The 22,683-nt window shown below is 73.5% G+C and carries 23 protein-coding genes; 8 read left to right on the top strand and 15 right to left on the bottom strand.

The window, feature by feature from the left end; all coding sequences use genetic code 11:
* Positions 1 to 49 precede the first annotated feature (49 nt).
* Positions 50 to 1,456, bottom strand: coding sequence for an L-serine ammonia-lyase (locus EV376_RS07585; RefSeq protein WP_130321415.1), 1,407 nt, complete (start codon positions 1,454 to 1,456; stop codon positions 50 to 52).
* A gap of 495 nt (positions 1,457 to 1,951) precedes the next feature.
* Here EV376_RS07585 and EV376_RS07580 point away from each other — a divergent pair, with 495 nt between their 5' ends.
* The gene (locus EV376_RS07580; protein ID WP_130321414.1) at positions 1,952 to 2,155 is read left to right on the top strand and encodes a PspC domain-containing protein; all 204 of its coding nucleotides are present in this window, start codon (positions 1,952 to 1,954) and stop codon (positions 2,153 to 2,155) included.
* Positions 2,156 to 2,318: 163 nt separating this feature from the next.
* Here EV376_RS07580 and EV376_RS07575 read toward each other — a convergent pair whose 3' ends face one another.
* The 7 genes from EV376_RS07575 to pdxH form a co-directional block, all read right to left on the bottom strand.
* Positions 2,319 to 3,077 (bottom strand): DUF4230 domain-containing protein, encoded by a 759-nt coding sequence (locus tag EV376_RS07575; protein ID WP_130321413.1) that lies wholly within the window; start codon positions 3,075 to 3,077, stop codon positions 2,319 to 2,321.
* Between the two features lie 99 nt (positions 3,078 to 3,176).
* A complete protein-coding gene (locus EV376_RS07570; protein ID WP_130321412.1) occupies positions 3,177 to 4,337 on the bottom strand; it encodes an acyl-CoA dehydrogenase family protein in 1,161 nt (386 codons plus the stop codon).
* 21 nt (positions 4,338 to 4,358) lie between these two features.
* Entirely contained in the window at positions 4,359 to 4,664 is a 306-nt protein-coding gene (locus EV376_RS07565) for a type II toxin-antitoxin system VapB family antitoxin (protein ID WP_091593012.1), read from the bottom strand.
* Positions 4,665 to 4,852: 188 nt separating this feature from the next.
* A complete protein-coding gene (locus EV376_RS07560; protein WP_130321411.1) occupies positions 4,853 to 5,455 on the bottom strand; it encodes a nitroreductase family protein in 603 nt (200 codons plus the stop codon).
* A 10-nt stretch (positions 5,456 to 5,465) separates the two neighbouring features.
* Positions 5,466 to 6,392 (bottom strand): aldose 1-epimerase family protein, encoded by a 927-nt coding sequence (locus EV376_RS07555; RefSeq protein ID WP_130321410.1) that lies wholly within the window; start codon positions 6,390 to 6,392, stop codon positions 5,466 to 5,468.
* A gap of 18 nt (positions 6,393 to 6,410) precedes the next feature.
* A complete protein-coding gene (locus EV376_RS07550; RefSeq protein ID WP_130321409.1) occupies positions 6,411 to 7,709 on the bottom strand; it encodes an MFS transporter in 1,299 nt (432 codons plus the stop codon).
* Positions 7,706 to 8,368, bottom strand: coding sequence for a pyridoxamine 5'-phosphate oxidase (gene pdxH / locus EV376_RS07545; RefSeq protein ID WP_130321408.1), 663 nt, complete (start codon positions 8,366 to 8,368; stop codon positions 7,706 to 7,708). Before pdxH ends, EV376_RS07550 begins: the two co-directional genes overlap by 4 nt.
* Positions 8,369 to 8,607: 239 nt before the next feature.
* Between pdxH and EV376_RS07540 the strand changes: the two genes are divergently transcribed.
* The 4 genes from EV376_RS07540 to EV376_RS07525 all read left to right on the top strand — a co-directional run bounded on the left by EV376_RS07540 (position 8,608) and on the right by EV376_RS07525 (position 13,493).
* On the top strand, positions 8,608 to 9,714 hold the full coding sequence (locus tag EV376_RS07540) for a citrate synthase 2 (RefSeq protein WP_130328566.1): 1,107 nt from the start codon (positions 8,608 to 8,610) through the stop codon (positions 9,712 to 9,714).
* A gap of 338 nt (positions 9,715 to 10,052) precedes the next feature.
* Positions 10,053 to 11,180 carry a phosphoserine transaminase gene (gene serC / locus EV376_RS07535; protein WP_130321407.1) on the top strand — a complete coding sequence of 376 codons (1,128 nt, stop codon included), beginning with the start codon at positions 10,053 to 10,055 and terminating at the stop codon, positions 11,178 to 11,180.
* Between the two features lie 186 nt (positions 11,181 to 11,366).
* Positions 11,367 to 12,443, top strand: a complete 1,077-nt coding sequence (gene sepH, locus EV376_RS07530) for a septation protein SepH (RefSeq protein WP_130321406.1) — start codon at positions 11,367 to 11,369, stop codon at positions 12,441 to 12,443.
* 63 nt (positions 12,444 to 12,506) lie between these two features.
* A complete protein-coding gene (locus EV376_RS07525; RefSeq protein ID WP_130321405.1) occupies positions 12,507 to 13,493 on the top strand; it encodes an aldo/keto reductase in 987 nt (328 codons plus the stop codon).
* Between the two features lie 19 nt (positions 13,494 to 13,512).
* On the opposite strand, the gene thpR is transcribed toward EV376_RS07525, so the two are convergent.
* From thpR to EV376_RS07500, 5 genes are all read right to left on the bottom strand, one after another.
* Positions 13,513 to 14,091, bottom strand: coding sequence for an RNA 2',3'-cyclic phosphodiesterase (thpR, locus tag EV376_RS07520; protein ID WP_130328565.1), 579 nt, complete (start codon positions 14,089 to 14,091; stop codon positions 13,513 to 13,515).
* A 37-nt stretch (positions 14,092 to 14,128) separates the two neighbouring features.
* On the bottom strand, positions 14,129 to 14,638 hold the full coding sequence (locus EV376_RS07515; protein WP_130321404.1) for a hypothetical protein: 510 nt from the start codon (positions 14,636 to 14,638) through the stop codon (positions 14,129 to 14,131).
* A 117-nt stretch (positions 14,639 to 14,755) separates the two neighbouring features.
* A complete protein-coding gene (locus EV376_RS07510) occupies positions 14,756 to 16,036 on the bottom strand; it encodes an MFS transporter (protein ID WP_130321403.1) in 1,281 nt (426 codons plus the stop codon).
* 69 nt (positions 16,037 to 16,105) lie between these two features.
* Positions 16,106 to 16,555, bottom strand: coding sequence for a MarR family transcriptional regulator (locus EV376_RS07505; RefSeq protein ID WP_207228074.1), 450 nt, complete (start codon positions 16,553 to 16,555; stop codon positions 16,106 to 16,108).
* 116 nt (positions 16,556 to 16,671) lie between these two features.
* Positions 16,672 to 18,144, bottom strand: a complete 1,473-nt coding sequence (locus tag EV376_RS07500; protein WP_130321402.1) for an NCS2 family permease — start codon at positions 18,142 to 18,144, stop codon at positions 16,672 to 16,674.
* Positions 18,145 to 18,232: 88 nt separating this feature from the next.
* On the opposite strand from EV376_RS07500, the gene EV376_RS07495 reads away from it, so the two are divergent.
* Positions 18,233 to 18,478 (top strand): DUF2530 domain-containing protein, encoded by a 246-nt coding sequence (locus EV376_RS07495; RefSeq protein ID WP_130321401.1) that lies wholly within the window; start codon positions 18,233 to 18,235, stop codon positions 18,476 to 18,478.
* Positions 18,479 to 18,496: 18 nt separating this feature from the next.
* On the opposite strand, the gene EV376_RS07490 is transcribed toward EV376_RS07495, so the two are convergent.
* Positions 18,497 to 19,387, bottom strand: a complete 891-nt coding sequence (locus tag EV376_RS07490; protein WP_486482548.1) for a DUF3027 domain-containing protein — start codon at positions 19,385 to 19,387, stop codon at positions 18,497 to 18,499.
* Between EV376_RS07490 and EV376_RS07485 the strand changes: the two genes are divergently transcribed.
* Both EV376_RS07485 and EV376_RS07480 read left to right on the top strand, forming a co-directional pair.
* Positions 19,386 to 20,999 carry an MFS transporter gene (locus tag EV376_RS07485; RefSeq protein WP_130321399.1) on the top strand — a complete coding sequence of 538 codons (1,614 nt, stop codon included), beginning with the start codon at positions 19,386 to 19,388 and terminating at the stop codon, positions 20,997 to 20,999. The two genes, EV376_RS07490 and EV376_RS07485, sit on opposite strands and share 2 nt — an antisense overlap.
* Positions 21,000 to 21,009: 10 nt before the next feature.
* Positions 21,010 to 21,675 carry a futalosine hydrolase gene (locus tag EV376_RS07480; protein ID WP_130321398.1) on the top strand — a complete coding sequence of 222 codons (666 nt, stop codon included), beginning with the start codon at positions 21,010 to 21,012 and terminating at the stop codon, positions 21,673 to 21,675.
* Here the strand turns inward: EV376_RS07480 and EV376_RS30105 are convergent, their stop codons facing one another.
* A complete protein-coding gene (locus tag EV376_RS30105; protein WP_165437965.1) occupies positions 21,676 to 22,566 on the bottom strand; it encodes a GNAT family N-acetyltransferase in 891 nt (296 codons plus the stop codon).
* Between the last annotated feature and the right edge of the window lie 117 nt (positions 22,567 to 22,683).

The raw sequence follows: 22,683 nt of genomic DNA, 5'->3' as shown, positions 1-22,683 counted from the left end.
CCTGCCCGGTCACCGCCCCTGGCCGAGGCCGGGCGGCCTCCGGCGGCTCTCAGCACTCGATCACGTTGACGGCGAGGCCGCCCCGTGCCGTCTCCTTGTACTTGACCTTCATGTCGGCCCCGGTCTCGCGCATGGTCTTGATGACCTTGTCGAGCGAGACGTGGTGCACCCCGTCGCCGCGCAGCGCCAGCCGGGCGGCCGTGATCGCCTTGATGCTAGCCACCGCGTTCCGCTCGATGCACGGGATCTGCACCAGGCCGCCGACCGGGTCGCAGGTCAGCCCGAGGTTGTGCTCCATGCCGATCTCGGCGGCGTTCTCCACCTGCTCGGGGGTGCCGCCCAGCGCCTCGGCCAGCCCGGCCGCCGCCATCGAGCAGGCCGACCCCACCTCACCCTGGCAACCCACCTCGGCCCCGGAGATCGAGGCGTTCTCCTTGAACAGCACGCCGATCGCGCCGGCCGCGAGCAGGAACCGCACCACCCCGTCCGCGGAGGCGCCCGGGGCGAACCGGTCATAGTAGTGCAGCACCGCCGGGATGATCCCGGCCGCGCCGTTGGTCGGCGCGGTCACCACCCGGCCGCCGGCCGCGTTCTCCTCGTTGACCGCGAGGGCGAACAGGGTCACCCAGTCCATCGCCCGCAGCGGGTCCGCGGCCCCCCGACCGGCCGCGCCCGCCGCCGACCGCACCGGGTCGGCGTCCGCCATCAGGCCGCGGTACAGCTCGGCCGCACGCCGCCGGACCTTCAACCCACCCGGGAGTACGCCGTCCCGCTCGCACCCGGCCGCCACGCACTCGCGCATCACCCGCCAGATCTCCAGCAGGCCGGCCCGCACCTCGCGCTCGCTCCGCCAGGACAGCTCGTTGGCGAGCATCACCTCGCTGATCGACAGCCCGGTCTCGCTGGTCACCGCGAGCAGTTCGGCACCCGTGGCGAACGGGTACCGCACGGGGGTGCTGTCCGGCTTGATCCGGTCCGCCCCGGCGGCCGCCTCGTCGACGACGAACCCGCCGCCCACCGAGTAGTACGTCCTCGTCCGCAGCTCCGCGCCCGTGCCGTCGTAGGCCGCGAAGGTCATCCCGTTCGGGTGGTACGGCAGCGACCGGCGGCGGTGCAGCACCAGGTCCCGGTCCGGGTCGAAGTCGATCTCGTGCGCGCCCAGCAGGGCGATCCGCCGCTCGGCGCGGATCCGGCCGACCCGCGGCTCGACCGTGTCGGTGTCGACCGTCTCCGGTGCCTCGCCGGCCAGCCCGAGCAGGACGGCCCGGTCGCTGCCGTGACCGTGACCGGTCGCGCCCAGCGAACCGAACAGTTCGGCGCGGATCCCGGCGGTGTCGGCGAGCAGCCCGTCGGCCTTGAGGCCGGTGACGAAGGTCCGGGCGGCGCGCATCGGCCCGACCGTGTGCGAGCTGGACGGCCCGATACCCACGCTGAAGAGGTCGAAGACGCTGATCATGACTGCACTTCCTCGCCGCCGTCCCCGTCGTGCGGGCTACCGGCCCGGTGGTGACCGCCCGGTCGGGACGGCCGTTCACTGGGCACCCGGGGTTCGCCGGGGCCCAACCTGCCAGCCTACCCGCCCAGCCCACCCTTCATCCCGCCCCGCACGCTGCCCGCCGCCGGCCGCCCGCCGCCCGCCGCCCGCTGCCCGCTGCCAGCGCACTAGATCGCAGAAGTAGTGGCCTCGCTGCCCGGAGGAAGCAACTACATCGACGTTCCAGCGCGATCTTGAAGGGGCGCGGCTCGACGCCAGGACACAGGTGGGCTCGACGCCCCCGGCGCAGGCGGAATGGGGCAAGAGTCGCCCGGGGGGCGTCGCGCGCAAGCCGCACGGGTAAGCACCTACGGGTCGACGGGGTGCCGATCCTCCTCGCGACCGAGGGCGTGGTCGCCACCCCTGCCTACCGTTGACCTCAGAGGCGGCGGAGCGCCGCAGAGTGGGAGAACGACGATGAGTCGCAGACTGGTCCGGCCCCGACGGGGGCGCATGATCGCCGGCGTGTGCGCCGGCCTGGCGGAGCGGTTCGGTTGGTCGGCCGGGCTCGTCCGGCTGCTCTTCCTCCTGTCCCTGCTGCTACCCGGGACCCAGGTGATCGTCTACCTGGTCCTCTGGATCCTGATGCCGAACGAGGACCGCTACGCCACCACCTACTGACCCTGCCCCGCCTCATCCGGAGCTTTCCGAGAAAGCGTCGGGGATCGAGGCCACTCGTTCAGTGCCGGTGGGGCCGGCGTGCGGCCAGCGGGGCCGCGGACGGCGGTGCCGTGGGGCCTGCGGGCGGTGCCCGCCCCGACGGGCGGGTGCCGCCCCGCTCGCGTCAGGGCGCCGTGTACGTCACCGTGACGCGCTCGTAGCCGAGGGAGCGGAGCAGCCCCTCCAGCATCTTGCGGGTGTTCTCCTCGGCGCGCTGGGTCAGGCCGCTGTCCCGGGCGGCGGAGGTGATCCGCTCCTCGGCGAGCCGGTAGACCTCCTGCTGCCGGTTGGGGTCGCCGTCCACCAGCTCACCGATCCGGTTGAGCAGCCCGCGCTGCTCGGCGAAGACGTAGCTCTTCTCCAGGTCCAGGTTGGTCTTGCCGAGCTGCGGCGCGGGCAGCTTGATCTCGACGGACTTGCCGTCCGCGGACTGGACGATCGCCCCCTCGGAGATCGTGGTGAAGTCGACGTACGCCTCGACGCTGCCGGCCCCGACGAAGAGCGTGCGCTGGTTGAGCAGCCAGTCCGGCACGTTGCGCCGGTCGTTCTGGAGGTCGACGACCACCTGGAAGTTGCCCTCGGCGGCGACGTAGCGACTCAGGTCCTGGATCGACTTGAGCAGCGGCGGCTGGCTGCGGTCGGTCTGCTCCTTGGCGAACGGGTTGCGGAAGTCGGGCAGGATGCCGGTGGCCTGGACGCCGAGCAGCACCACCACGACCAGCGCCGCCGCGCCGAGCGCGACGAGCAGGCCGCGCAGCGGCCGGGCGGAGGCCGGCGCCTCCGGAGGCTCCGGTGGCAGGTCGGACCGGTCCTTCAGCGTGTCGGTGGTCGGATAACCCGGGAACTCGCGGGTGGGCTCTTTGCTGTCACCGTCGCGGGCCATCGCCCTCTCCGTCCTCGTCAGACACTGCGTCTGCCAATGACGGTACGGCCCCCGTACGACACCTGCTCGGCGAGCGACCCGATCGGGTGAAAGCCCAGCTCAGGCGAACGCGGACAGGCCGGTCAGCCGCTGGCCGATGACCAGTTGGTGGATCTCCGACGTGCCCTCGTAGGTGAGGACGCTCTCCAGGTTGTTGGCGTGCCGCATCACCGGGTACTCCCCGGACACGCCGTTGGCACCCAGGATCGTGCGGCACTGCCGGGCGATCGCGAGGGCCTCCCGGACGTTGTTGAGCTTTCCGACGCTGACCTGGTCGGGGCGCAGCCTCCCGGCGTCGGCGAGCCGGCCCAGGTGCAGCGCCAGCAGGTACCCCTTGTTCCACTCGACCGCCATGTCGGCGAGCTTCGCCTGGGTGAGCTGGAACGCGGCGAGCGGCTTGCCGAACTGGGTGCGGTTGGTCGCGTACGCCAGGGCGGTCTCGAGGCACTCGCGGGCCGCGCCGAGCGCGCCCCAGACGATGCCGTGCCGGGCCTCGGTGAGGCAGCTCAGCGGCGCCTTCAGCCCGGTCGCGCCAGGCAGTTGCGCGTCCGCCGGGAGCCGCACGTCGTCGAGGGAGACCTCGCCGGTCACCGACGCGCGCAGGGACATCTTGCGGCGGATCTCACGCGCCGTCACACCGGGCGTGTCCATCGGTACGGCGAAGCCCCGTACCCCCTCGTCGGTGCGCGCCCAGATCACCGCGACGTCGGCGACCGGCGCGTTGGTGATCCACATCTTGGTGCCGTGCAGCACCCAGTCGTCGCCGTCGCGGCGGGCCCGGGTGCTCATCGACGCCGGGTCGGAGCCGTGGTCCGGCTCGGTCAGCCCGAAGCAGCCGATCGCCTCGCCGGCGGCCATCGCCGGCAGCCAGCGCTGCTTCTGCTCCTCGCTGCCGTAGCGCCAGATGGCGTACATGGCCAGGGAACCCTGCACCGACACCAGCGAGCGGACGCCGGAGTCACCGGCCTCCAGCTCCAGGCAGGCCAGCCCGTACGCGACGGCCGAGGAGCCGGCGCAGCCGTACCCGGTCAGGTGCATGCCGAGCAGGCCGAGCTTGCCGAACTCCCGGGCCAGCTCGCGGGTGGGGACCTGACCGTCCTCGTACCAGCCGGCGACGTGCGGGCGGACCGTGTCGTCGACGAGCCGACGCACGACGGCGCGGATCTGCCGTTCCTCCGCGCTGAGCGACGAGTCGATGTCCAGCAGGTCGAGAGGGCTCATGGCGGCCACCTTAACGAAGGCTCACTCCACCGCCTCGGAGAGCACGAGCACCCGGGCGTGGATCTGGTTGCGCTGCTGGAGCGCCGCCCGCAGCGCCCGGTGCAGGCCGTCCTCCAGGTAGAGCCCGCCGTTCCACTGGACCACGTGCGGGAAGAGGTCGCCGTAGAAGGTCGAATCCTCGGCGAGCAGCTTGTCGAGTGCCAGCTCGCGCTTCGTGGTGATCAACTGGTCCAGGCGCAGCGGACGCGGGGGGATCTCGGCCCACTGCTTGAGCGTCAGGTTGTGCTCGGGGTAGGGACGCCCGTCCCGGACCGCTCTGAAGATCACGACGGCACGCTCCCCTCCCCCTTGACCGGCCGACCCGCGACACCGGGGCGGGTCGCGGCGTGGCGCCGCGACCCGCAGCACCGATGACCGTGCCAGCCTAGCGGCCCCGGTCACGTCGCGTTCTGTTCCCTGATGTCAGTTTCGCTACCGGCAGTCCGCTTCTCAACCGGACGAACCGCGCTTCCCGGTCAGCTCCACCGGCCGCGACGGACCACCTCTTCGACCGAACGCCGACCGCGCCGCAGGGATGGTGACCGATGGTCGGGCGCGCGGTAACCGACGGTGACCGCGCCGATCGGGTGGTACTCCTCCGGAACCCCGAACGCCGTCCGGTAGCCATCCAGCCGCTGCGGCGGGATGCCGAAGAAGCACGCGCCCAGGCCCTCGTCGACGGCGGTGAGCAGCATCAGCAGCGCGGCGAATCCGGTGTCGATGTACCAGTACGGCACCGGCCACCGCTCGGTCGACCGGTCCGCCCAGCCCTTGTCCGGCTCGGCGTACCGGTCCAGGTACGCCGAGCGGTTCGCGTGCGGGACGATGATCAGCGGGGCCTGCCGCATCCCGGCCAGCCAGCGGTCCCGGCCGCCCGTGTCCGGGGTGGCCGCCGCCCAGAACCGCTCCCGGTCCTCGGGGGCCTCCAGCACCAGGAAGCCCCAGCCCTGGGAGAAGCCGGCCGAGGGTGCCCGGATCCCGTGGTCCAGCAGCCGGTCCACCACCTCCGGCGGGACCGGCCGGTCCGGGTCGTAGTTGCGGACCATCCGGCGGCGCCGGACCACCTCCGCGAACTCCACGCTCGCCTCCTCAGGCCGTCGGCCGTATGCCCCAGACACCCCGCCAGGTGTCGCCGGGCTCCAACGTGATCAGATCCCGCCCCGACCGGAACGCGTCCGGCGGGCAGGTCATCGGCTCCACCGCCACCGAGCGCCGGTGCCGCTCCCCGGTCAGCGTGTCCCCGGTGAAGACCTGCCACCAGCCGAACTGCCGGTCCGCCCAGATCCGCACCCCGCCGTCCGGTCCGGTGAGGTCGACCGCCGAGCCGCCGTCGTCGTCCCGGACCACGTCGCCGAAGGTGTGGTCGAGCACCGCCGGACCGATGCGGCGCGGCGCGGTCCAGTCGTACTCGGTGCCGGCCACCGGGGAGACGGCGATCGGCAGCAGGCGGCGGCTGTCCACCTGCAGCCGGCTGCGGGCCGGCAGCCGCAGCACAACGTCGTCCACCGCGACGCCGGGCACCCGCAGGTACGGGTGGGACGCGAACCCGAACGGCGCCGGCTCCCCGCCGCTGTTGGTGACCTCGTGCTCGGCGCGCAGCCCGTCCGAGCCGACGCTCCACCGGCTCCGCAGCCGCAGCGGCCAGGGATAACCGGGGGTGGGGGCCAGTTCGTACCCGACCGTCACCGCGTCGGCCGATCGCTCCAGCAGCTGCCAGGGCACCCAGTTCACCAGGCCGTGGATCGCCACGTCCCGCTCCGGCTCGCTGATCGACAGCTGCAGGTCCCGGTCGCCGAACCGGTAGCGCCCGTCCCGGATCCGGTTCGGCCAGGGCGCGAGCACCTGCCCGGCGCAGCCGGGGCACAGCTCGTCGGCGGCGTACCCGTCCAGGTGGTCGACGCCCTCGTGCCGGTAGGTCCGGATCCCGCCGCCGACCTCGACGATCACGGCCTCGTGGCCGCCCGCGGCGATGGTCCACTGCGCGCCCGAGGGGGAGCGCGCTCCGGTGATCTCCATGCCGGCGACCTTAACCGGTCAACTCGCCTTCCCGCTCGACGCGCTCGCCGCCCGGTAGCGGACCAGGGCCGGGAACGACACCGCCAGCAGCAGCGCCAGCACGGCGGACGCCAGCCCGCCGGCGACCCAGGCCACGCCGGCGCCGCCGAAGCCGGCCGCCATCGCACCGGCCCGCAGGTCGCCCAGGCGGGGACCGCCCGCCACCACCACCGTGTTGACGCCCTGCAACCGGCCGCGCATCCGGTCCGGCGCGTAGATCAGCAGCATCGACTGGCGCAGCACCGCGCTCACCAGGTCGGCCGCGCCGGCCACCGCGAGCAGCACCACCATCAGCCAGAGCTGCCGGGCCAGCCCGGCCACCGCGATGGCCAGGCCCCACCCGACGACCGCCACCACCAGGGCCAGCCCCTGCCGGCGCAGCCGTCCGATCCAGCCGGAGGTGAGCCCGCCCAGCATCGCCCCGATCGCGATGGCGCTGAACAGCCAGCCGACCGCCGAACCGCCGCCGAACCGCTCCTGCGCGATCTCGGGGAAGAGCGCCCTCGGCATCGCCAGGATCATCGCGATCAGGTCGATCGCGAACGACAGCAGCAGCACCGGCGTCGTGGCGAGGTAACGGAAGCCGTCGACGATTCCGGCCAGCCCACCGCGCCGCACCTCGCCGTCGGCGGGCGGCTCCGGCGGCATCGCCGGCAGCCGCAGCGTGGCCACGACCAGGCCGGTGAAGAGGACGGTGTCCACCGCGTACGCGATCGGCAGGCCGTGCCCGGTGCCGAAGGCCGCGAAGATCAGGCCGGCGGCGAGCGGGCCGACCACCGACGCCGCCGTGAACGTGGTGTAGTTCAGCGTGGTGCCCGACGGGACCAGCTCCGGCGGCAGCAACCGGGGCAGGATCGCGGTGCGGGCGGGCGAGCTGATCGCGAACGCCACCGAGTGGACGGCGACCAGCGCCAGCAGCAGCACCGGGCTGCCGATCCCGAGCAGCGCGTGCGCCAGCAGGCCGAGCATCGACGCCCAGAGCAGGGCCGAGCCGCCGAGCAGCACGCGCCGCCGGTCGCGGGCGTCGGCCACCGCGCCGCCCCAGAGCCCGAAGACCAGCAGGGGTACGAAGCCGGCGACGCCCAGCAGGCCGACCCAGAACGAGTCCCGGGTCAGCGCGTACATCTCCACCGGGACGGCGACCGCGGTGAACTGGAACCCGAACATCGCCAGGGTGTTGCCGAGCCACATCCGGCGGAACGCCGGCACCCGCAGCGGGCGCAGGTCGATGGCCCACCGGCCGGCGCCCTCCCGGCGGGTCTGCGTGACCTCGGTCACGGTGCCAGCCGCTCGACGACCCAGCCCTCGCCGGTACGCCGGAACCGCAGCCGGTCGTGCAGCCGGCTCGCCCGGCCCTGCCAGAACTCCACGCCGTCCGGTCGGACCCGCAGCCCGCCCCACCGTGGCGGGGCGGGGATCATGTCCACGTCGGCGAAGCGTTCCGCCGCGGCCCGGTACGCGGCGTCCAGGGCCGCCCGGTCCGGGAGCACCCGGGACTGCTCGCTCGCCCACGCCCCGAGCTGGGAGCCGCGCGGCCGGCTGGCGAAGTACGCCTCGCTCTCCGCCCGGTCCAGCCGCTCCACCCGGCCGGTCACCACCACCTGCCGCTGGATGGCGAACCAGGGGAAGACCAGGCTGGCGTACGGGTTGGCGGCCACCTCGGCGCCCTTGCGGGAGCCGTAGTTGGTGAACAGGACGAAGCCGTCCGGGTCGTACCCCTTCAGCAGCACGGTGCGGCCGCTCGGCCGCCCGTCGGCGTCGGCCGTGCCGAGGACCATCGCGTTCGGCTCGGGCAGCCCGGCGGCCACCGCGTCGGCGAACCAGCGGTCGAACTGGGTGTGCCAGTCCCCCGCCAGGTCCGCCTCGGTCAGGCCCAGGTCCGCCGCGTACTCGTTACGCATGTCCGCCGGCGGCACTGTGTCGCCCGTCACGTCCACTCCTCTCCCCGTCCGGCCACCCGCCACGCTACGGCGCAGGCCAGCCCCCGCTGACAAGTGTCACCGACGGTCCCCCGGTCGCCCTGCGGGGGGATGAGGCGTGCGGCACAGTTGTCACGGGTCGCAAGTTTCCTTAACCAGCAGGCAAGATGTCACGAACACATCCCTGAGGGTCGCCTAAGACGCTGGGCCGGATGAGGGCCCGTGCGGGCGCACCGAGCCAGATCCAGGAGAGCGACATGGCCGACTTCAAACCCGGTCTCGAAGGCGTCGTAGCCTTCGAGACCGAGATCGCCGAACCTGACCGTGAGGGCGGTTCGCTGCGCTACCGCGGCGTCGACATCGAGGATCTGATCGGCCAGGTCTCGTTCGGCAACGTGTGGGCGCTGCTGGTGGACGGGCGCTTCGGCCCGGGTCTGCCGCCGGCCGAGCCGTTCCCGGTCCCGGTGCACTCCGGTGACATCCGGGTCGACGTGCAGTCGGCGGTGGCGATGCTCGCCCCGTACTGGGGGCTGCACCAGCTGCTCGACATCTCCGACGAGCAGGCCCGGGAGGATCTGGCCCGGGTGTCGGTGACCGCGCTCTCCTTCGTCGCCCAGTCCGCGCGCGGCCTCGGGCTGCCGGCGGTGCCGCAGAAGGAGATCGACAAGGCGTCCACCATCGTCGAGCGCTTCATGAAGCGCTGGCGGGGCGAGCCGGACCCGCGGCACGTCAAGGCCGTGGACGCGTACTTCATCTCGGCCGCCGAGCACGGCCTGAACGCCTCCACCTTCACCGCCCGCATCGTCGCCTCCACCGGCGCGGACGCGGCGGCCTGCATCTCCTCCGGCATCGGCGCGCTCTCCGGGCCGCTGCACGGCGGCGCGCCCTCCCGGGTGCTGAACATGCTGGAGGCCGTCGAGCGCAGCGGCGACGCCGAGGGGTACGTCAAGGGCGTGCTCGACCGCGGCGAGCGGCTGATGGGCTTCGGCCACCGGGTCTACCGGGCCGAGGACCCGCGCGCCCGGGTGCTCCGCCGCACCGCCAAGGAGCTGGGCGCGCCGCGCTTCGAGATCGCCGAGGCGCTGGAGAAGGCCGCCCTGGAGGAACTGCACAACCGCAAGCCGGACCGGGTGCTCGCCACCAACGTCGAGTTCTGGTCGGCCGTCGTGCTGGACTTCGCCGAGGTGCCCGCGCACATGTTCACCTCGATGTTCACCTGCGCCCGGATGGGCGGCTGGAGCGCGCACATCCTGGAGCAGAAGAAGCTCCAGCGGCTCGTCCGCCCGTCGGCCCGCTACGTCGGCCCGAGCCCCCGCAAGCCGCACGAGGTCGAGGGCTGGGACCAGGTCCCGCACGGCGTCTGAGGGGTGAGGAAGGGCGGTTGACACCGTCCCGGAGGCCCCGGCCGCACCGGCCGGGGCCTCCGTCTCACCCGGCTCCCGGTGACCGCCCGCCGCCGGCCGGGCGGCGCGGCGCCCCGCCTCGGGCAGCCCGGCCGGTTCGATGTGGCGTAGGACTCACCGGCAGGCGTGGGACCAGCCGCGATCGGTGCCGGCCCGGGTGCGAGGATGGGGGTCGGCAGTGTCGCCGGACCGGGTCCGGATCCCGGCCGAGCCGTGCGTCCTCCGCACGCGTCCCGCCGTCGATCCGCGCCCGGGTTGACCGGGCCCGCCCTCGCCCATGCGGAAGGATCTCCAAGACCGTGGCTGACGCACCGACCATCCGGATTCCCGACGACATCAAGCCCGCCGACGGGCGCTTCGGCTGCGGGCCGTCCAAGGTCCGTCCGGCGGCGGTCTCCGCGCTCGCCGACGTGGCGACCAGCTACCTGGGCACCTCGCACCGGCAGCAGACGGTCCGCGACCAGGTCGCCCGCCTGCGCCGGGGCATCGCCGAGTTCTTCGCCCTGCCCGAGGGGTACGAGGTCGTGCTCGGCAACGGCGGCACCACCGCGTTCTGGGAGGTCGCCACGTTCGGCCTCATCCGGGACCGGGCCCAGTTCGCGAGCTTCGGCGAGTTCGGCGCGAAGTTCGCCAAGGCGGTCAAGGACGCCCCGTTCCTCGGCGACCCCACGATCCGCAAGTCGGCGGCGGGCACCGCCCCGACCCTGGCCGCCGAGGCCGGTGTGGACGTCTACGCGACTCCGCACAACGAGACGTCCACCGGCGTCGCGGTGCCGATCAGCCGGGTGCCGGGGGCGGACGAGGGTTCGCTGCTCCTGGTCGACGCCACCTCCGGCGCCGGCGGCCTGGAGGTCAACGTCGGCGAGACCGACGTCTACTACTTCGCCCCGCAGAAGTGCTTCGGCTCCGACGGCGGCCTCTGGCTGGCCCTGATGTCGCCGGCCGCGCTGGACCGGGCCGCCGAGGTCAAGGCGTCCGGCCGCTACATCCCGGCCTTCCTCGACCTGATCACCGCGATCGACAACTCGCGGCTGGAGCAGACGTACAACACCCCCGCCCTGGCCACGATCTTCCTGGCCGCGGAGCAGACCGACTGGATGAACGCGCAGGGCGGCCTGGCCTGGGCGGCCAAGCGCACGGCGGAGAGCGCCAGCATCGTGTACGGCTGGGCGGAGCGCTCGGCGGTGGCCACGCCGTTCGTCGCCGACCCGGCGCTGCGGTCCAACGTGGTCGCCACCATCGACTTCGCCGACGGGGTGGACGCCACCACCATCGCGAAGGCGCTGCGCGCCAACGGCATCGTCGACACCGAGCCGTACCGCAAGCTGGGCCGCAACCAGCTGCGGGTCGCGCTCTTCCCGGCGGTCGAGCCGGCCGACGTCGAGGCGCTGACCGCGTCCATCGACTACGTCGTCGAGCGACTCTGACCATCGTCACGGTGGGTGTCGGCCGAGGCCTCGGCCGACACCCACCGTGATCATCACCGCAGCTCAATCGCGAATCGCGGGGTGTCGCATCCCCCACCCGTGGGCAGATCAGCGTACGGTGGTGCGAGACGCCCGGGTGGCCGGACCTGTGGCGTGCGGCCAGCGAAGCGGGACGGAGGCAACGCTATGCGCCCAGTACGCTTCGTCGCCCTCTCCGAGGACGGCCAGGCCCTGGTGCTCGCCGACGAGGTGGGGCGACTCCTCGCCCTGCCCCTGGACGAGCGTGTCGCCACCGCGCTGCACCCGGAGCCCGGCGCCCCGCCGCTGGCGGTGGCCCCGGCGCCGGCCGCCGATCCCGCGCCGTCACTGTCCCCACGGGACATCCAGTCCCGGATCCGCTCCGGCGAGTCCGCCGAGGACGTCGCCCGCATCGCGGGTGTCCCGGTCGACCGGGTGCTGCGCTACGCCGGCCCGGTCCTCCAGGAGCGGGCCATGCTCGCCCAGCACGCCCGCCGCACCCGGCTCAAGGGCGCGGAGAAGCCCACCCCGCTCGCCGAGGTGGTCAGCGGCCGGCTGGCCCAGCACGGCATCGACACCGAGAAGATCTCGTGGGACGCGTGGCGCCGCGACGACGGCACCTGGCGGATCGTCGCCACGTGGCCGTCCGGCAAGGCCACCGCGCAGGCGGTCTGGGATCTGGACAAGACCCGGCAGTCGGTCACGCCGCACGACGACATGGCGCAGTACCTGTGCGCCGAGCGGCCCACGCCGATCCTCGGCCAGGAGCCGGCGCCCGAGCGGGGCGGCCACGGGCTGCCCACGCCGTCGCGTGGCGAGCCCAGCCGGGGTGGGCACGGCCTGCCGGCGCCGGCCGAGCACGCCCGTCCGGGGCGCGACCCGATCCGCGCCGGCCGCGACGCCCTGCTCGCCTCCCTCGACCGTCCGCTCGGCGGCACGTCCGGCCGCGGCCTCGAGCCGCGTACCCCGGCCGCGCTGGGTTCGGACGCGCCGCGCCAGCGGGCCGTCGGCGGCGCGGCGGCGCTGCTCGGCGGCGGTCCCGGCTCCGCCTTCGACGACGACTCGGACGCGCCGAAGGAGGTGCCGGCCGTACCGTCGCTGGCGGTGCTGCGGCCACGCCGCACCGGCGCGGCGGCGGCCGCGGGCGGCACCGAGTCGGGCGAGGGTGGCAAGCCGCGCAAGCGCCTGCCCAGCTGGGACGACGTGCTCTTCGGCAGCGGCCCGGCGGCCCGCGAGTCCTCCTGAGCCTGGTCGCCGGCCCCGACTGACGGGCGGCGGCCCGGCCGGGGCCGTGGCAGGGTGGGACGCATGGAGTACACGAACCTCGGTCGCACCGGCCTGTCGGTCAGCCGTCTCTGCCTCGGCACGATGAACTTCGGGCCGCAGACCAGCGAGGCGGACAGCTTCGCCATCATGGACCGGGCGCTGGAGCGCGGGATCAACTTCTTCGACACCGCCGACGTGTACGGCTGGAAGCTCGGCGAGGGGGTCACCGAGCACATCATCGGCCGCTGGCTCGCCCAGGGCGGCGACCGGCGCGAGAAGGTCGTGCTGGCCACCAAGGTGTACGGCAAGATGGGCGACTGGCCCAACGAGCAGGGGCTCTCGGCCCGGCACATCATCCGGGGCTGTGAGGCGTCGCTGCGCCGGCTGCAGACCGACACCATCGACCTCTACCAGATGCACCACATCTCCCGGAGCACCCCATGGGAGGAGATCTGGCAGGCGATGGAGACCCTGGTCGCCCAGGGCAAGGTGCTCTACGTCGGATCGTCCAACTTCGCCGGTTGGCACATCTCGGTGGCGCAGGAGGCCGCCGCCCGACGCAACTTCTTCGGTCTCGTCTCCGAGCAGTGCATCTACAACCTGCTCACCCGGCACGTCGAGCTGGAGGTCGTGCCGGCCGCGCAGCACCACGGCCTGGGCATCATTCCGTGGTCGCCGCTGCACGGCGGGCTCCTCGCCGGCGTACTGCGCAAGATGTCCGAGGGCGGGGCCGCCCGCGGCACCACCGGCCGCGCCGCCGACGCGCTCGCCGAGCACCGGCCGACCATCGAGGCGTACGAGAAACTCTGCGACGACCTGGGGCACGACCCCGCTGACGTGGCGCTCGGCTGGCTGCTCGCCCGGCCCGGGGTCACCGCGCCGATCATCGGGCCGCGGACCGTGGAGCAGCTCGACCGCTCCCTCGGCGCGCTGGACGTGAAGCTCGACGACGCCACGCTGGCCCGGCTCGACGAGCTGTTCCCGCCCATCGGCAACGGCGGCCCGGGCCCGGAGGCCTGGGCCTGGTGACGGCGGTCCGGCGCGCCGGTCACAGCGGCCAGGCGGCCAGGCGGTCGTAGGTGGGGCGGGGGCCGGGGTGGCTGCGCATCAGCACCAGCTCGCTGGCCGGCCACTCCGGACCCTGGTACGCGTGCAGCGCCTCGACGTCGGCGGCCACGTCGGCCGCGGGCACCCGGTCGCCGGGGCGGGCGATGGTCAGGTGCGGGCGGAACGGCTTCTCGTCGTACGGCAGGCGGTTGTTGCGCAGGCGGGAGCGGATGAGCCGGGCCAGTACGGTCAGCGCCGCCACGTCGCCCAGCAGGTCCACCCACAGCACGGTGAAGCGACCCCGACCGAACTTCCCGCCGCCGCCCAGCCGCAGCCGGGGCGTGCCCGAGCGGCCGTCCCGGGACCACTCGGCGGCCAGGCCGAGGGCGCTCTCCACGGCCACCAGCCGATCCGCCTCCACCTCGCCGAGGAAGGCGAGGGTGACGTGGGCCTGGGCGGGATCGGCGAGGCGCACGTTGATTCCTCCGGCGGCGGCCGCCCCGACGCGCAGGCGGGCGAGCTGCGCGCTCAAGTGCGCCACGGCCTCCGGCGGCGGGTAGACGGCGGCGAAGAGCCTCAATCCGGCCCCGGCCACCAAGCGATCCGCCGGCCGCCGCTCACCGGTGTCGCTGCCGGTGCTGCGGTCGGGCGGCGGGCAGGAGCAACCCGGCCCGGTGCAGCAGGCCCTCGACGCGGACCCGTTCGATCTCCCGGTCCACACCGGTCAGCTCGTCGAGGTGCTGCGTGATGCGGAGGGCGGCGCAGGCCAGGCGGAGCCGCTCGTCGTACGCCTGGAGCACCGCGTCGTGCCAGACGGCGGACCGCCCGCCCGCGCCGACCCGCTGGCCGCCGAGGCGGCGCAGGTCGATGGCGAGCTGCTCCAGCGGCCGCCGGTCCGGCCGGTCGAACGCGTTGAGGTCGATGTCCCGGGTGAGCACGTCGGCCCCGACCGCCCGGTTCAGCCGGGCGATCGTACGCCGTTCCCGCCGCCGTCGCCGCCACTCCGTGCAACCGCAGACCAGTCGGTCGAGCAGTTCGTCGGCGCAGAAGAGCAGCGCGATCGCCACCGGCAGGCACACCACGGCGGCGACCATCACGGTCAGCAACAGTGCGCGTCCCACCTCCACGAACCGACGCTAAGCCGACCGGTGCCGCCCCGCCACCGGATTGGCCGCATCCGTCGGCCGGGCGGGTGTCAAGAAGGGACCCTTCCGCTGCCGGAGGCGTAAATAGGGGGCCCTTCCTCACAGCCGTTCGGTGACGTAGAAGCGGGGCATCGGCAGGATCCGGAGCCGCAGCCGGGCACCCGAGCGGCGCAGCTGCCAGGCCAGGGCGAGCAGCGCGGTGGTGAGGGAGACCAGGCCGCCGATCCAGATGCTGGCGCCGGCGCCGTACGTCTCGGCGAGCCAGCCGATGACCGGCGCGCCGACCGGGTTGGTGCCGAGGAAGACCAGCACCCACAGCGCCATGACCCGGCCCCGGAAGGCGGCGTCGGTGCCGAGCTGGATGCGCTGGTTGCACGCCTGGGCGAAGAACACCATGAAGAACCCGGTCGGCAGCAGCAGCGCCACCACCAGCCAGTACGTGGACGCCAGCCCGACCAGCGTGCCGAAGCTGGCGAAGGCGACGGCGGCGCCGAGCACCAGCCACACCGAGGGGCGGCTGCGCCGCCCGGTCCCGGCCAGCGCGCCGATCAGCGCTCCCACCGCGAGCGCGCTGCTGAACAGGCCGAACGACGCGGCCCCGGTGTTGAAGACGGTCTTGGCCAGGGCGGCCAGGGTGAGCTGGAAGTTGAACAGGGAGGTGGCGATGACCAGGACCATCACCATCGGCAGCAGCAGGTCGGGGCGGCCCCAGACGTAGCGCAGCCCGTCGACCACCCTGGCCTCCGCCCGTTCCTCACGCGGCGGCAGCACCTCCCGGTGCAGCTCGGCCGGGCGCATGCGGACCACGTTCACCAGCGGGGCGATCGAGCTGAACGCGGTGACCAGGAAGACGGGCCCGACGTCGAGGACGGCGATGGCCAGGCCGGCGAGGGCCGGGCCGACGATCCGGGCGGAGTTGAAGGTGGCCGCGTTGAGGGAGAGCGCGTTCGGCAGCAGCGAGGTGCCGACCAGCTCGGAGACGAAGGCCTGCCGCACCGGGGTCTCGACGGCGTTGGCGACGCCGAGCAGGGCGGCGAACGTGAAGACGTGCCACAGCTGCACCAGCCCCGTGATCACCAGGAGGCTCATCGCCAGCGCCAGCACCGTCCAGAACGCGTTGGCGACGAAGAGCAGCATCCGCTTGTCGTACCGGTCGGCGAGCCGGCCGGAGATCAGGGTGAGCAGCAGGACGGGGGTGAACTGGAGGGCGGTGACGATGCCGAGGGCGGTGGCGGAGTTGTCGCTGAGTTCGAGGACGAGCCAGTCCTGGGCGATGAACATCATCCAGACACCGATCAGCTTGATCAGCTGCCCGGATGCGAAAAGCCGGTAGTTGCGGACCTGTAGGGACTGGAACATCGTGCTCAACTTCGCCTGCACTCTAGGTGCCGCCTCCTCGCGTACGCGTCATCGCCGTGCGACGGCGCGGGCGCGGGTGACGCGGGTGCGTCAAGCGCGGGCGAGCCGGTGCAGGATCTCCGCCGCCTGGTGCAGCGTGTCCCGTTCCTCATCGGTCAGCGCGGCCAGCCGGTGGGCCAGCCAACTGTCCCGGGCGCGCTCGAACTGATCGAGCACCGCCCGGCCCCCCTCGGTCGCCGCCAGGATGACCTGCCGGCCGTCGGTCGGGTGGGGCGTGCGCTGCACGAGGCCGCGCTCCTCCAGCTTTGCGACGATCTTGGTCATCGTCGGTGGCTGGACCCGTTCGACGTCGGCGAGTTCCCGGGGCGTCAGGGCGCCCGCCAGCTGGAGGCTGGTGAGCGCGGAGAGCTGGGTGACCGTCAGGTCACCGACCGGCCGGGCCTGGCGGACCCGTCGGTTGAGTCGGGTGATCGCGTTACGCAACTGGACCGCCAGTTGCGCCGGTGGCACGCTCTTCGCCGTCACCGTCCGCTCCGTCACGATAGTTAGCCTAACTAATGAGCCTGGCTAACGACATGCGATATGACCAGTCTCACGGGGAGGTTTGCCCTGCTCCGGGCCGGTCGTCCGGTTCGGCCGACCGGCCCGGAGCGGGTTCACAGCACCACGGACTCGATGGGCCCGCGCAGGAAGTACAGCACGAACAGCGCGGCAACCGCATACAGCAGCGGGTGGACCTCCCGCGCCTTGCCCTTGGCGAGCTTCACCACGACGTACGTGATCAGGCCCGCGCCGATGCCGTTCGAGATCGAGTACGTGAACGGCATCAGCACGATCGTGAGGAACGCCGGAATCGCGATCTCGTAGTCGGACCAGTCGATCGTCCGTACCGCGGTCATCATCAGGAAGCCGACCACCACCAGCGCGGTCGACGCCGCCTCGAACGGCACGACCACCACCAGCGGCGCGAGGAACATCGCCAGCAGGAAGAGCACGCCGGTGACCAGGTTGGCCACGCCGGTGCGGGCGCCCTCCGCGACACCGGCGGCGCTCTCGATGTACGACGTGTTGCTGGACACGCTCGCCGCGCCGCCGCTGGCAGCCGCGATCGAGTCGACCAGCAGGATCTCCTTCGCCCGCGGCGGGGCGCCCCGCTCGTCGAGCATGCCGCCCTCCTGGCCGACCGCGACCATCGTGCCCATCGTGTCGAAGAAGTCGGTGATCAGCAGGGTGAAGACGAACATCAGCACGACCAGCCAACCGGCCCGGCTCCACGAGTCGAGCACGTTGAACTTGCCCAGCAGCGACAGGTCCGGCATGTCGACGATCGTGCTGGGCAGCTCCGGCACGTTGAGCGACCAGCCCTTCGGGTTCGACACCCCGTTGACGAAGGACGGGCCGATGTTGCCCAGCGCCTCGACGACGATCGCCAGCGCGGTCGAGGTGAGGATGCCGATCAGGATCGCGCCCTTCACCCGGCGTACCACCAGCACCAGGGTCAGCAGCAGACCCACCACGAAGACCAGCATCGGCCAGCTCACCAGCTTGCCGCCGATGCCCAGGCCGACCGGCACGGTGGTGTTCGCCTCGTCCGGGATCCGCCGGACGAAGCCCGCGTCGACCAGGCCGATGATGGTCAGGAAGAGGCCGATGCCGACACCGATCGCGGTCTTCATCTGGGTGGGCACCGAGCGGAACACCGCGGTGCGCAGGCCGGTGAGCACCAGGACCGCGATGATCACACCCTCGATGACCACCAGGCCCATCGCGTCCGCCCAGGTCATCTCCGGGGCGATCTCGTACGCGACCAGCGCGTTGACGCCGAGACCGGCGGCGAGCGCCAGCGGGAACCGGCCCACCACGCCCATCAGGATCGTCATCAGCCCGGCGACCAGCGCGGTCGCGGCGGCGAGCGCGGGGATCGGAAGCGTCTTGCCGTCCCCGTCGACGGCCGAGCCGAGGATCAGCGGGTTGAGCACCACGATGTACGCCATCGTGAAGAAGGTGGCCAGGCCACCGCGCACCTCGCGACTCATCGTCGAGCCGCGGGCGGAGATCTCGAAGTAGCGGTCGAAACCGTTCCGCGGCGCTGCGGGCGGTGTGTCGTTGTCGGGCGGGGCTACTGCCATCGGATCCTCGCAGGTGATCTTCCGTTTGTCGGCCGCATCGTCGCAGATCGCCGGCCGGGTGCGGAAGCCGATCCCGTACGCTTGCCCCGTGCCGAAGCAGCAGCCGCCGCGGCCGGAGCCGCTCGACCCGCCGATGGTGCCGTTCGCCCTCGCCGGGATGGCCGCCTGGGCGGTCGCCGGGCTCGTGCTGCTGCTCTTCCGCGACCACCTGGTCGAGAGCGGTCGGGAAAGCTGGCTCTGGACCTGCCTGGCCGGATTTCTGTGGGGTTTCCCCGGTCTCGCGGTGATGATGCGGCACGACGCGCACCGCCGTCGCCGCCGCGCAGGTCACTGACCCGCGGCGGCCGTCACCTCACGGGTGCCCGTACGGCTCCGCCGGCTCGGCGGCCTCCACCGACCCGTGCGCCCGGCTCACCGAGACGGCCTCCACCGCGCTGTCGTCGTAGACGGTGGGCATCTCCTCGACCGGGGTCTCCGGCGTCTCGACCAGGATCTCCGAGTGGGCGCCGCAACCGTGGTCGGCGCTGACCACCCGGCCGTCGTCCGGGGCGAAGAAGTTGCCGCAGGCCCCGAAGGACTGCCGCAGCGCACCGGCGAGCGGGAGGTAGAACCCGCACGTCCCGCAGCGGGCGGCGACGGGGGCGGCGGCGGAGATCGGCGCGTCCGGGCCGTGGTCCCCGTCGTACCAGCGCTGGGCGGCGTCGATGCGCCCCTCCCGGGACAGCACCCGCGCCCGGCCGAGGCCCAGCTCCCAGGCGGTCTCCTCGACCGCCGGGTCGTCGGAGAGCAGGTAGCCGGGCTGGAGCCGCTCGTCGTCCGGCGGGGTGGGCAGCAGGTCGCCCGGGCCGAGGTCGCCCGGCTTGAGCCGCTCCTGCCAGGGCAGCCAGCCGGGCGCGAGCATCGCGTCCGGGCCGGGCAGCAGCACCGTCTCGCAGATGGTCACGGTGCGGCTGCGGGGCACCCGGGTGACGGTGACCGCCCAGCGCCAGCCCCGGTAGCCGGCCAGCCGGCACTCGAAGTAGTGCGTCACGAGGCGGTCGCCTTCCGCGACCGCCTGCAGGTGGTCGCCGACGTCCGCCGGGTCGACCTCGGTGATGGCGTCACGCGCCACGTCTACGGCGGCGGCGCAGACCTGGTCGAGACGGGCGGCACGAGCGGAGGCGGGCCTGGTCACCCGACCATTGTTCCCCATGCGCAGGGCCGCCTGACAGGCACTCCCCGGATGGGCGAGACTGGTGCACATGCCGCTGTTCTCCCGCTCCGAGCGTTCCGTCCTGGGGCGGACCGTCGGCACGGGTGTCAAGGCGGTCCGCCTGCTCCTGCGCGGTTCGGTCAGCAGCGGCCGCTGGGTGACCCGCTCGGCGGGACGCGCCCGTGCGCGGGGCGCCGGCCGCGAGGTGGGCATGGTCCGCCTGTTCGACCTGCACGCGGTCTCCTGCGCCGGTGACACGCTCATCGCGATCGGCCTGGCCGGGACGATCTTCTTCAACGTCCCGCTCGGCGAGGCGCGCAGCAAGGTCGCCCTCTACCTGCTGGTGACGATGGTGCCGTTCGCGCTCCTCGCCCCGGTGGTCGGCCCGCTGCTCGACCATTTCCGGCACGGCCGCCGGTACGCGCTGGCCGCCACCATGCTCGGCCGGGCCTTCCTGGCGTGGCTGATCTCCGACTACATCCACGGCTTCGGCCTTTATCCGGCGGCCTTCGGCGTGCTGGCGCTGTCCCGCGCGTACGGGGTGGCCCGCTCGGCGGCCGTTCCCCGGCTGCTGCCGGAGGGTCTCGGCCTGTCCCAGGTCGGTGCCCGGGCCAGCGTGTACGGCACGGTCGCCGGTGCGCTGGTCGCCCCGATCGGTCTGGCCGCCTTCTGGTTCGGGCCGCAGTGGCCGCTGCGGGTCGCCTCGGTGATCTTCCTGGTCGGCATGGTCATCTCGCTGCGGCTGCCGCCGAAGGCGGACTCCGAGCCGCCGGAGCGGGTGCCGCGCCCGCTGCGGGCGTTCCGGCGGGGTGCCGGTGACCGTCCGCTCGGCCGTGGTCGGCCGCACGGCCGGCTGGTGATGGCCACCCTGGTCGGCGCTGCCACGCTCCGCGCCGTCTACGGCTTCCTGCTGCTCTTCCTGGCGTTCGCGATCAAGGCCGGGGACCTGACCACCACCGTCCTCGGGCGCGAGCTGAGCGACGAGGCCGCGCTCGGGCTGGTCGGTGGCGCACTCGCCGTCGGCAGCTTCCTCGCCACCGCGATCGGCACCCGGTTGCGCATCCACCGGCCGGCGGCGCTCCAGTCGAGCGGCATGGTCGTCGTCGCCGGGGTGGCCGTCCTCGCCGCGCTCAAGTTCTCGTTGCCGATGGTGGCGCTGCTCTGTCTGGCCGCCGCCTTGATGAGCGGCATCGCCAAGCTCGCCGTGGACGCCTCGATCCAGGAGCGCATCCCGGAACGGCTGCGGGCCAGTTCCTTCGCCCATTCCGAGACGGTCCTCATGCTCGCCTTCGTCGCCGGTGGCGGGCTGGGCCTCGTACCCTTCGACGGCAGGCTCGGCATCGCCGTCGCCGCCGGGGTCGCCACGCTCGCCACCGCCCGCGGCGTCGTGATGGCGGGCCGCCTGCGGGCGGAGAAGCTCGTGGGCCGGCCGTTGGCCGACGACGAGCTGACCGAGGACGAGTCGGCCCCGGACGATCCCGCGCACGTCGGCACCAGCTCCGGCAACCCGGCGCCCACCTCGCCCGCCCCGACACCGGGTGAGCCGCTGGACGACGACCTGGCGCCGCCGGGCTACCACATCTACCGCCCGTCGTCGGCCGTCGGTGGGCCGGGTGGCAGCGACGACGAGACCCGGCGGGAGCCGCGGGGGCCGCTGTCGTGACGGAGCAGCCGTGACCGATCTGCTGGTGGTCACCGCGGTGCCCGCGGAGGCCGAGGCGATCCGGGCCGGCCTGCCGGACGGGGTCGTCACCGTCGCACCGGCCGGCGTCGGCCCGGCGGTGGCCGCCGCCGCCACGGCCCGGCTGCTGGCGTTGGCCGAGGCCGCCGGCCGCCCGTACCGGGCGGTGGTGAGCGCCGGGGTGGCGGGCGGCTTCGTCGGGCGGGTGGCGGTCGGCGGCACGGTCGTCGGCACCAGCGCGATCGCCGCCGACCTGGGCGCCGAGTCCCCGGCGGGCTTCATCCCGGTGGACCAGCTCGGCATGCCGGCGGAGGTGCTGGGCGGCGGCACCACCATCACCGCCGACCCGACGCTGGTCGGTGCTCTCCGGGCCGCGCTGCCGGGCGCCGCGGTGGGCCCGGTGCTGACCGTCGGCACGGTCACCGGCACGGCCGCCAGCACCGCCGCGCTGCTGCGCCGGCACCCCGCCGCGGTGGCCGAGGCCATGGAGGGGTACGGGGTGGCCGTCGCCGCCGCCCAGGCCGGCCTGCCCTTCGTCGAACTGCGTACCGTCTCCAACCCGGTCGGCCCGCGTGACCGGGACGCCTGGCGCCTCCGCGAGGCGCTCGCCGCCCTCACCGGGGCGGCGCCGGCGCTCCTGGCCGTCGTCCCTGCCTGATCAGCCGCGCTGGCCGGTCGGGCGGTCGAGGCGAAGCGTCCACCCTCGCCGTTCGACCCGGTAGCCGCAGGCGAACAGCAGGTCGGCGGCAGGGCCCTCGGCGATCGCCCACCCGGTGCGGATGTCCCGCCGATCCATCTCCTCGACGAGCTGCCCGACCAGCCGCCGGCCCACCCCCAGCCGGCGGTACCCGGCGGCGACCAGGATCTCGTCCAGGACCGCCTCGCGCTCGTCACTCGGCTCGTCGCCGTACGCCAGATGCGGGCTGCGCTCGTGCGCCCGTAGCTCGCCCACCAGTTCACCGTCCGGCAACTCCGCCACGAACCGCCACGACGTCTCCGGCAGATCCGGTGCCACGACCCGCCGCACCCGGATCGACCGGCGGATCTCCTCGGCCCGCCGCCGCTGGTCCCGGTACCGCCGGTTCCGCTCGTAGGCGACCGCCGGCACCTTGCGCGGATGAAGCCGCGGTGGCAGCCGGTACCACTCCGCCCACCAGGCACCGGGCCAGTCCCGCGGCTCGCGCACCGCCCAGGCGTCGAGGTGCGCCGGATAGCGGCGCCCCGCCTCGTCCACCCATTCGTCATGCGGCACGGGCGGCGGGGCGACGACGGCCGTGCCGGCGTCCGGCAGCCCGGCCACGACGAGCCCGCCGGCCGCCCGCACCAACTGCTCGACCGTCCGAAACCTCGGGTTGGTGGTGTGCCCGGCCTCGATGCGCGCGAGGGTCGCCTGCGGGACGCCCGACTTCTCGGCCAGCTCGCGTTGACTGAGATCCGCCGCGCGGCGGAGGGCCCGGAGCAGGCTGCCCAGGTCGGCGACTCCGGTCGGGCCGGGTTCCGTCGGTTCCGCCTCGGTGGGTGTCGGTTCCGCCTCGGTGGGTTCGGCCATGATGTCGATGCTTCACGGCCGGCCTGCGCCAATCAACCGGGCCGATCGCGCTGTGGAAAACCTGTGGATAACGCGGCGGGCCCGTGGAGCGGCATGTCTGGTCGGCTCGCTTTGGAA

This window comes from Micromonospora sp. CNZ295 (genome assembly GCF_004217535.1).
This window is presented reverse-complemented; position numbering and strand designations above follow the sequence as displayed.

Excerpts from the sequence above, each read along its gene's own strand:
- EV376_RS07575 (WP_130321413.1), bottom strand. The coding sequence starts at position 3,077 with ATGGCCCGCGACGGTGACAGCAAAGAGCCCACCCGCGAGTTCCCGGGT.
- EV376_RS07570 (WP_130321412.1), bottom strand. The coding sequence starts at position 4,337 with ATGAGCCCTCTCGACCTGCTGGACATCGACTCGTCGCTCAGCGCGGAG.
- EV376_RS07540 (WP_130328566.1), top strand. The coding sequence starts at position 8,608 with ATGGCCGACTTCAAACCCGGTCTCGAAGGCGTCGTAGCCTTCGAGACC.
- EV376_RS07485 (WP_130321399.1), top strand. The coding sequence starts at position 19,386 with ATGCCGCTGTTCTCCCGCTCCGAGCGTTCCGTCCTGGGGCGGACCGTC.
- EV376_RS07585 (WP_130321415.1), bottom strand. The coding sequence starts at position 1,456 with ATGATCAGCGTCTTCGACCTCTTCAGCGTGGGTATCGGGCCGTCCAGC.
- EV376_RS07490 (WP_486482548.1), bottom strand. The coding sequence starts at position 19,387 with ATGTGCACCAGTCTCGCCCATCCGGGGAGTGCCTGTCAGGCGGCCCTG.
- sepH (WP_130321406.1), top strand. The coding sequence starts at position 11,367 with ATGCGCCCAGTACGCTTCGTCGCCCTCTCCGAGGACGGCCAGGCCCTG.
- EV376_RS07525 (WP_130321405.1), top strand. The coding sequence starts at position 12,507 with ATGGAGTACACGAACCTCGGTCGCACCGGCCTGTCGGTCAGCCGTCTC.
- EV376_RS07580 (WP_130321414.1), top strand. The coding sequence starts at position 1,952 with ATGAGTCGCAGACTGGTCCGGCCCCGACGGGGGCGCATGATCGCCGGC.
- EV376_RS07555 (WP_130321410.1), bottom strand. The coding sequence starts at position 6,392 with ATGGAGATCACCGGAGCGCGCTCCCCCTCGGGCGCGCAGTGGACCATC.
- EV376_RS07500 (WP_130321402.1), bottom strand. The coding sequence starts at position 18,144 with ATGGCAGTAGCCCCGCCCGACAACGACACACCGCCCGCAGCGCCGCGG.
- EV376_RS30105 (WP_165437965.1), bottom strand. The coding sequence starts at position 22,566 with ATGGCCGAACCCACCGAGGCGGAACCGACACCCACCGAGGCGGAACCG.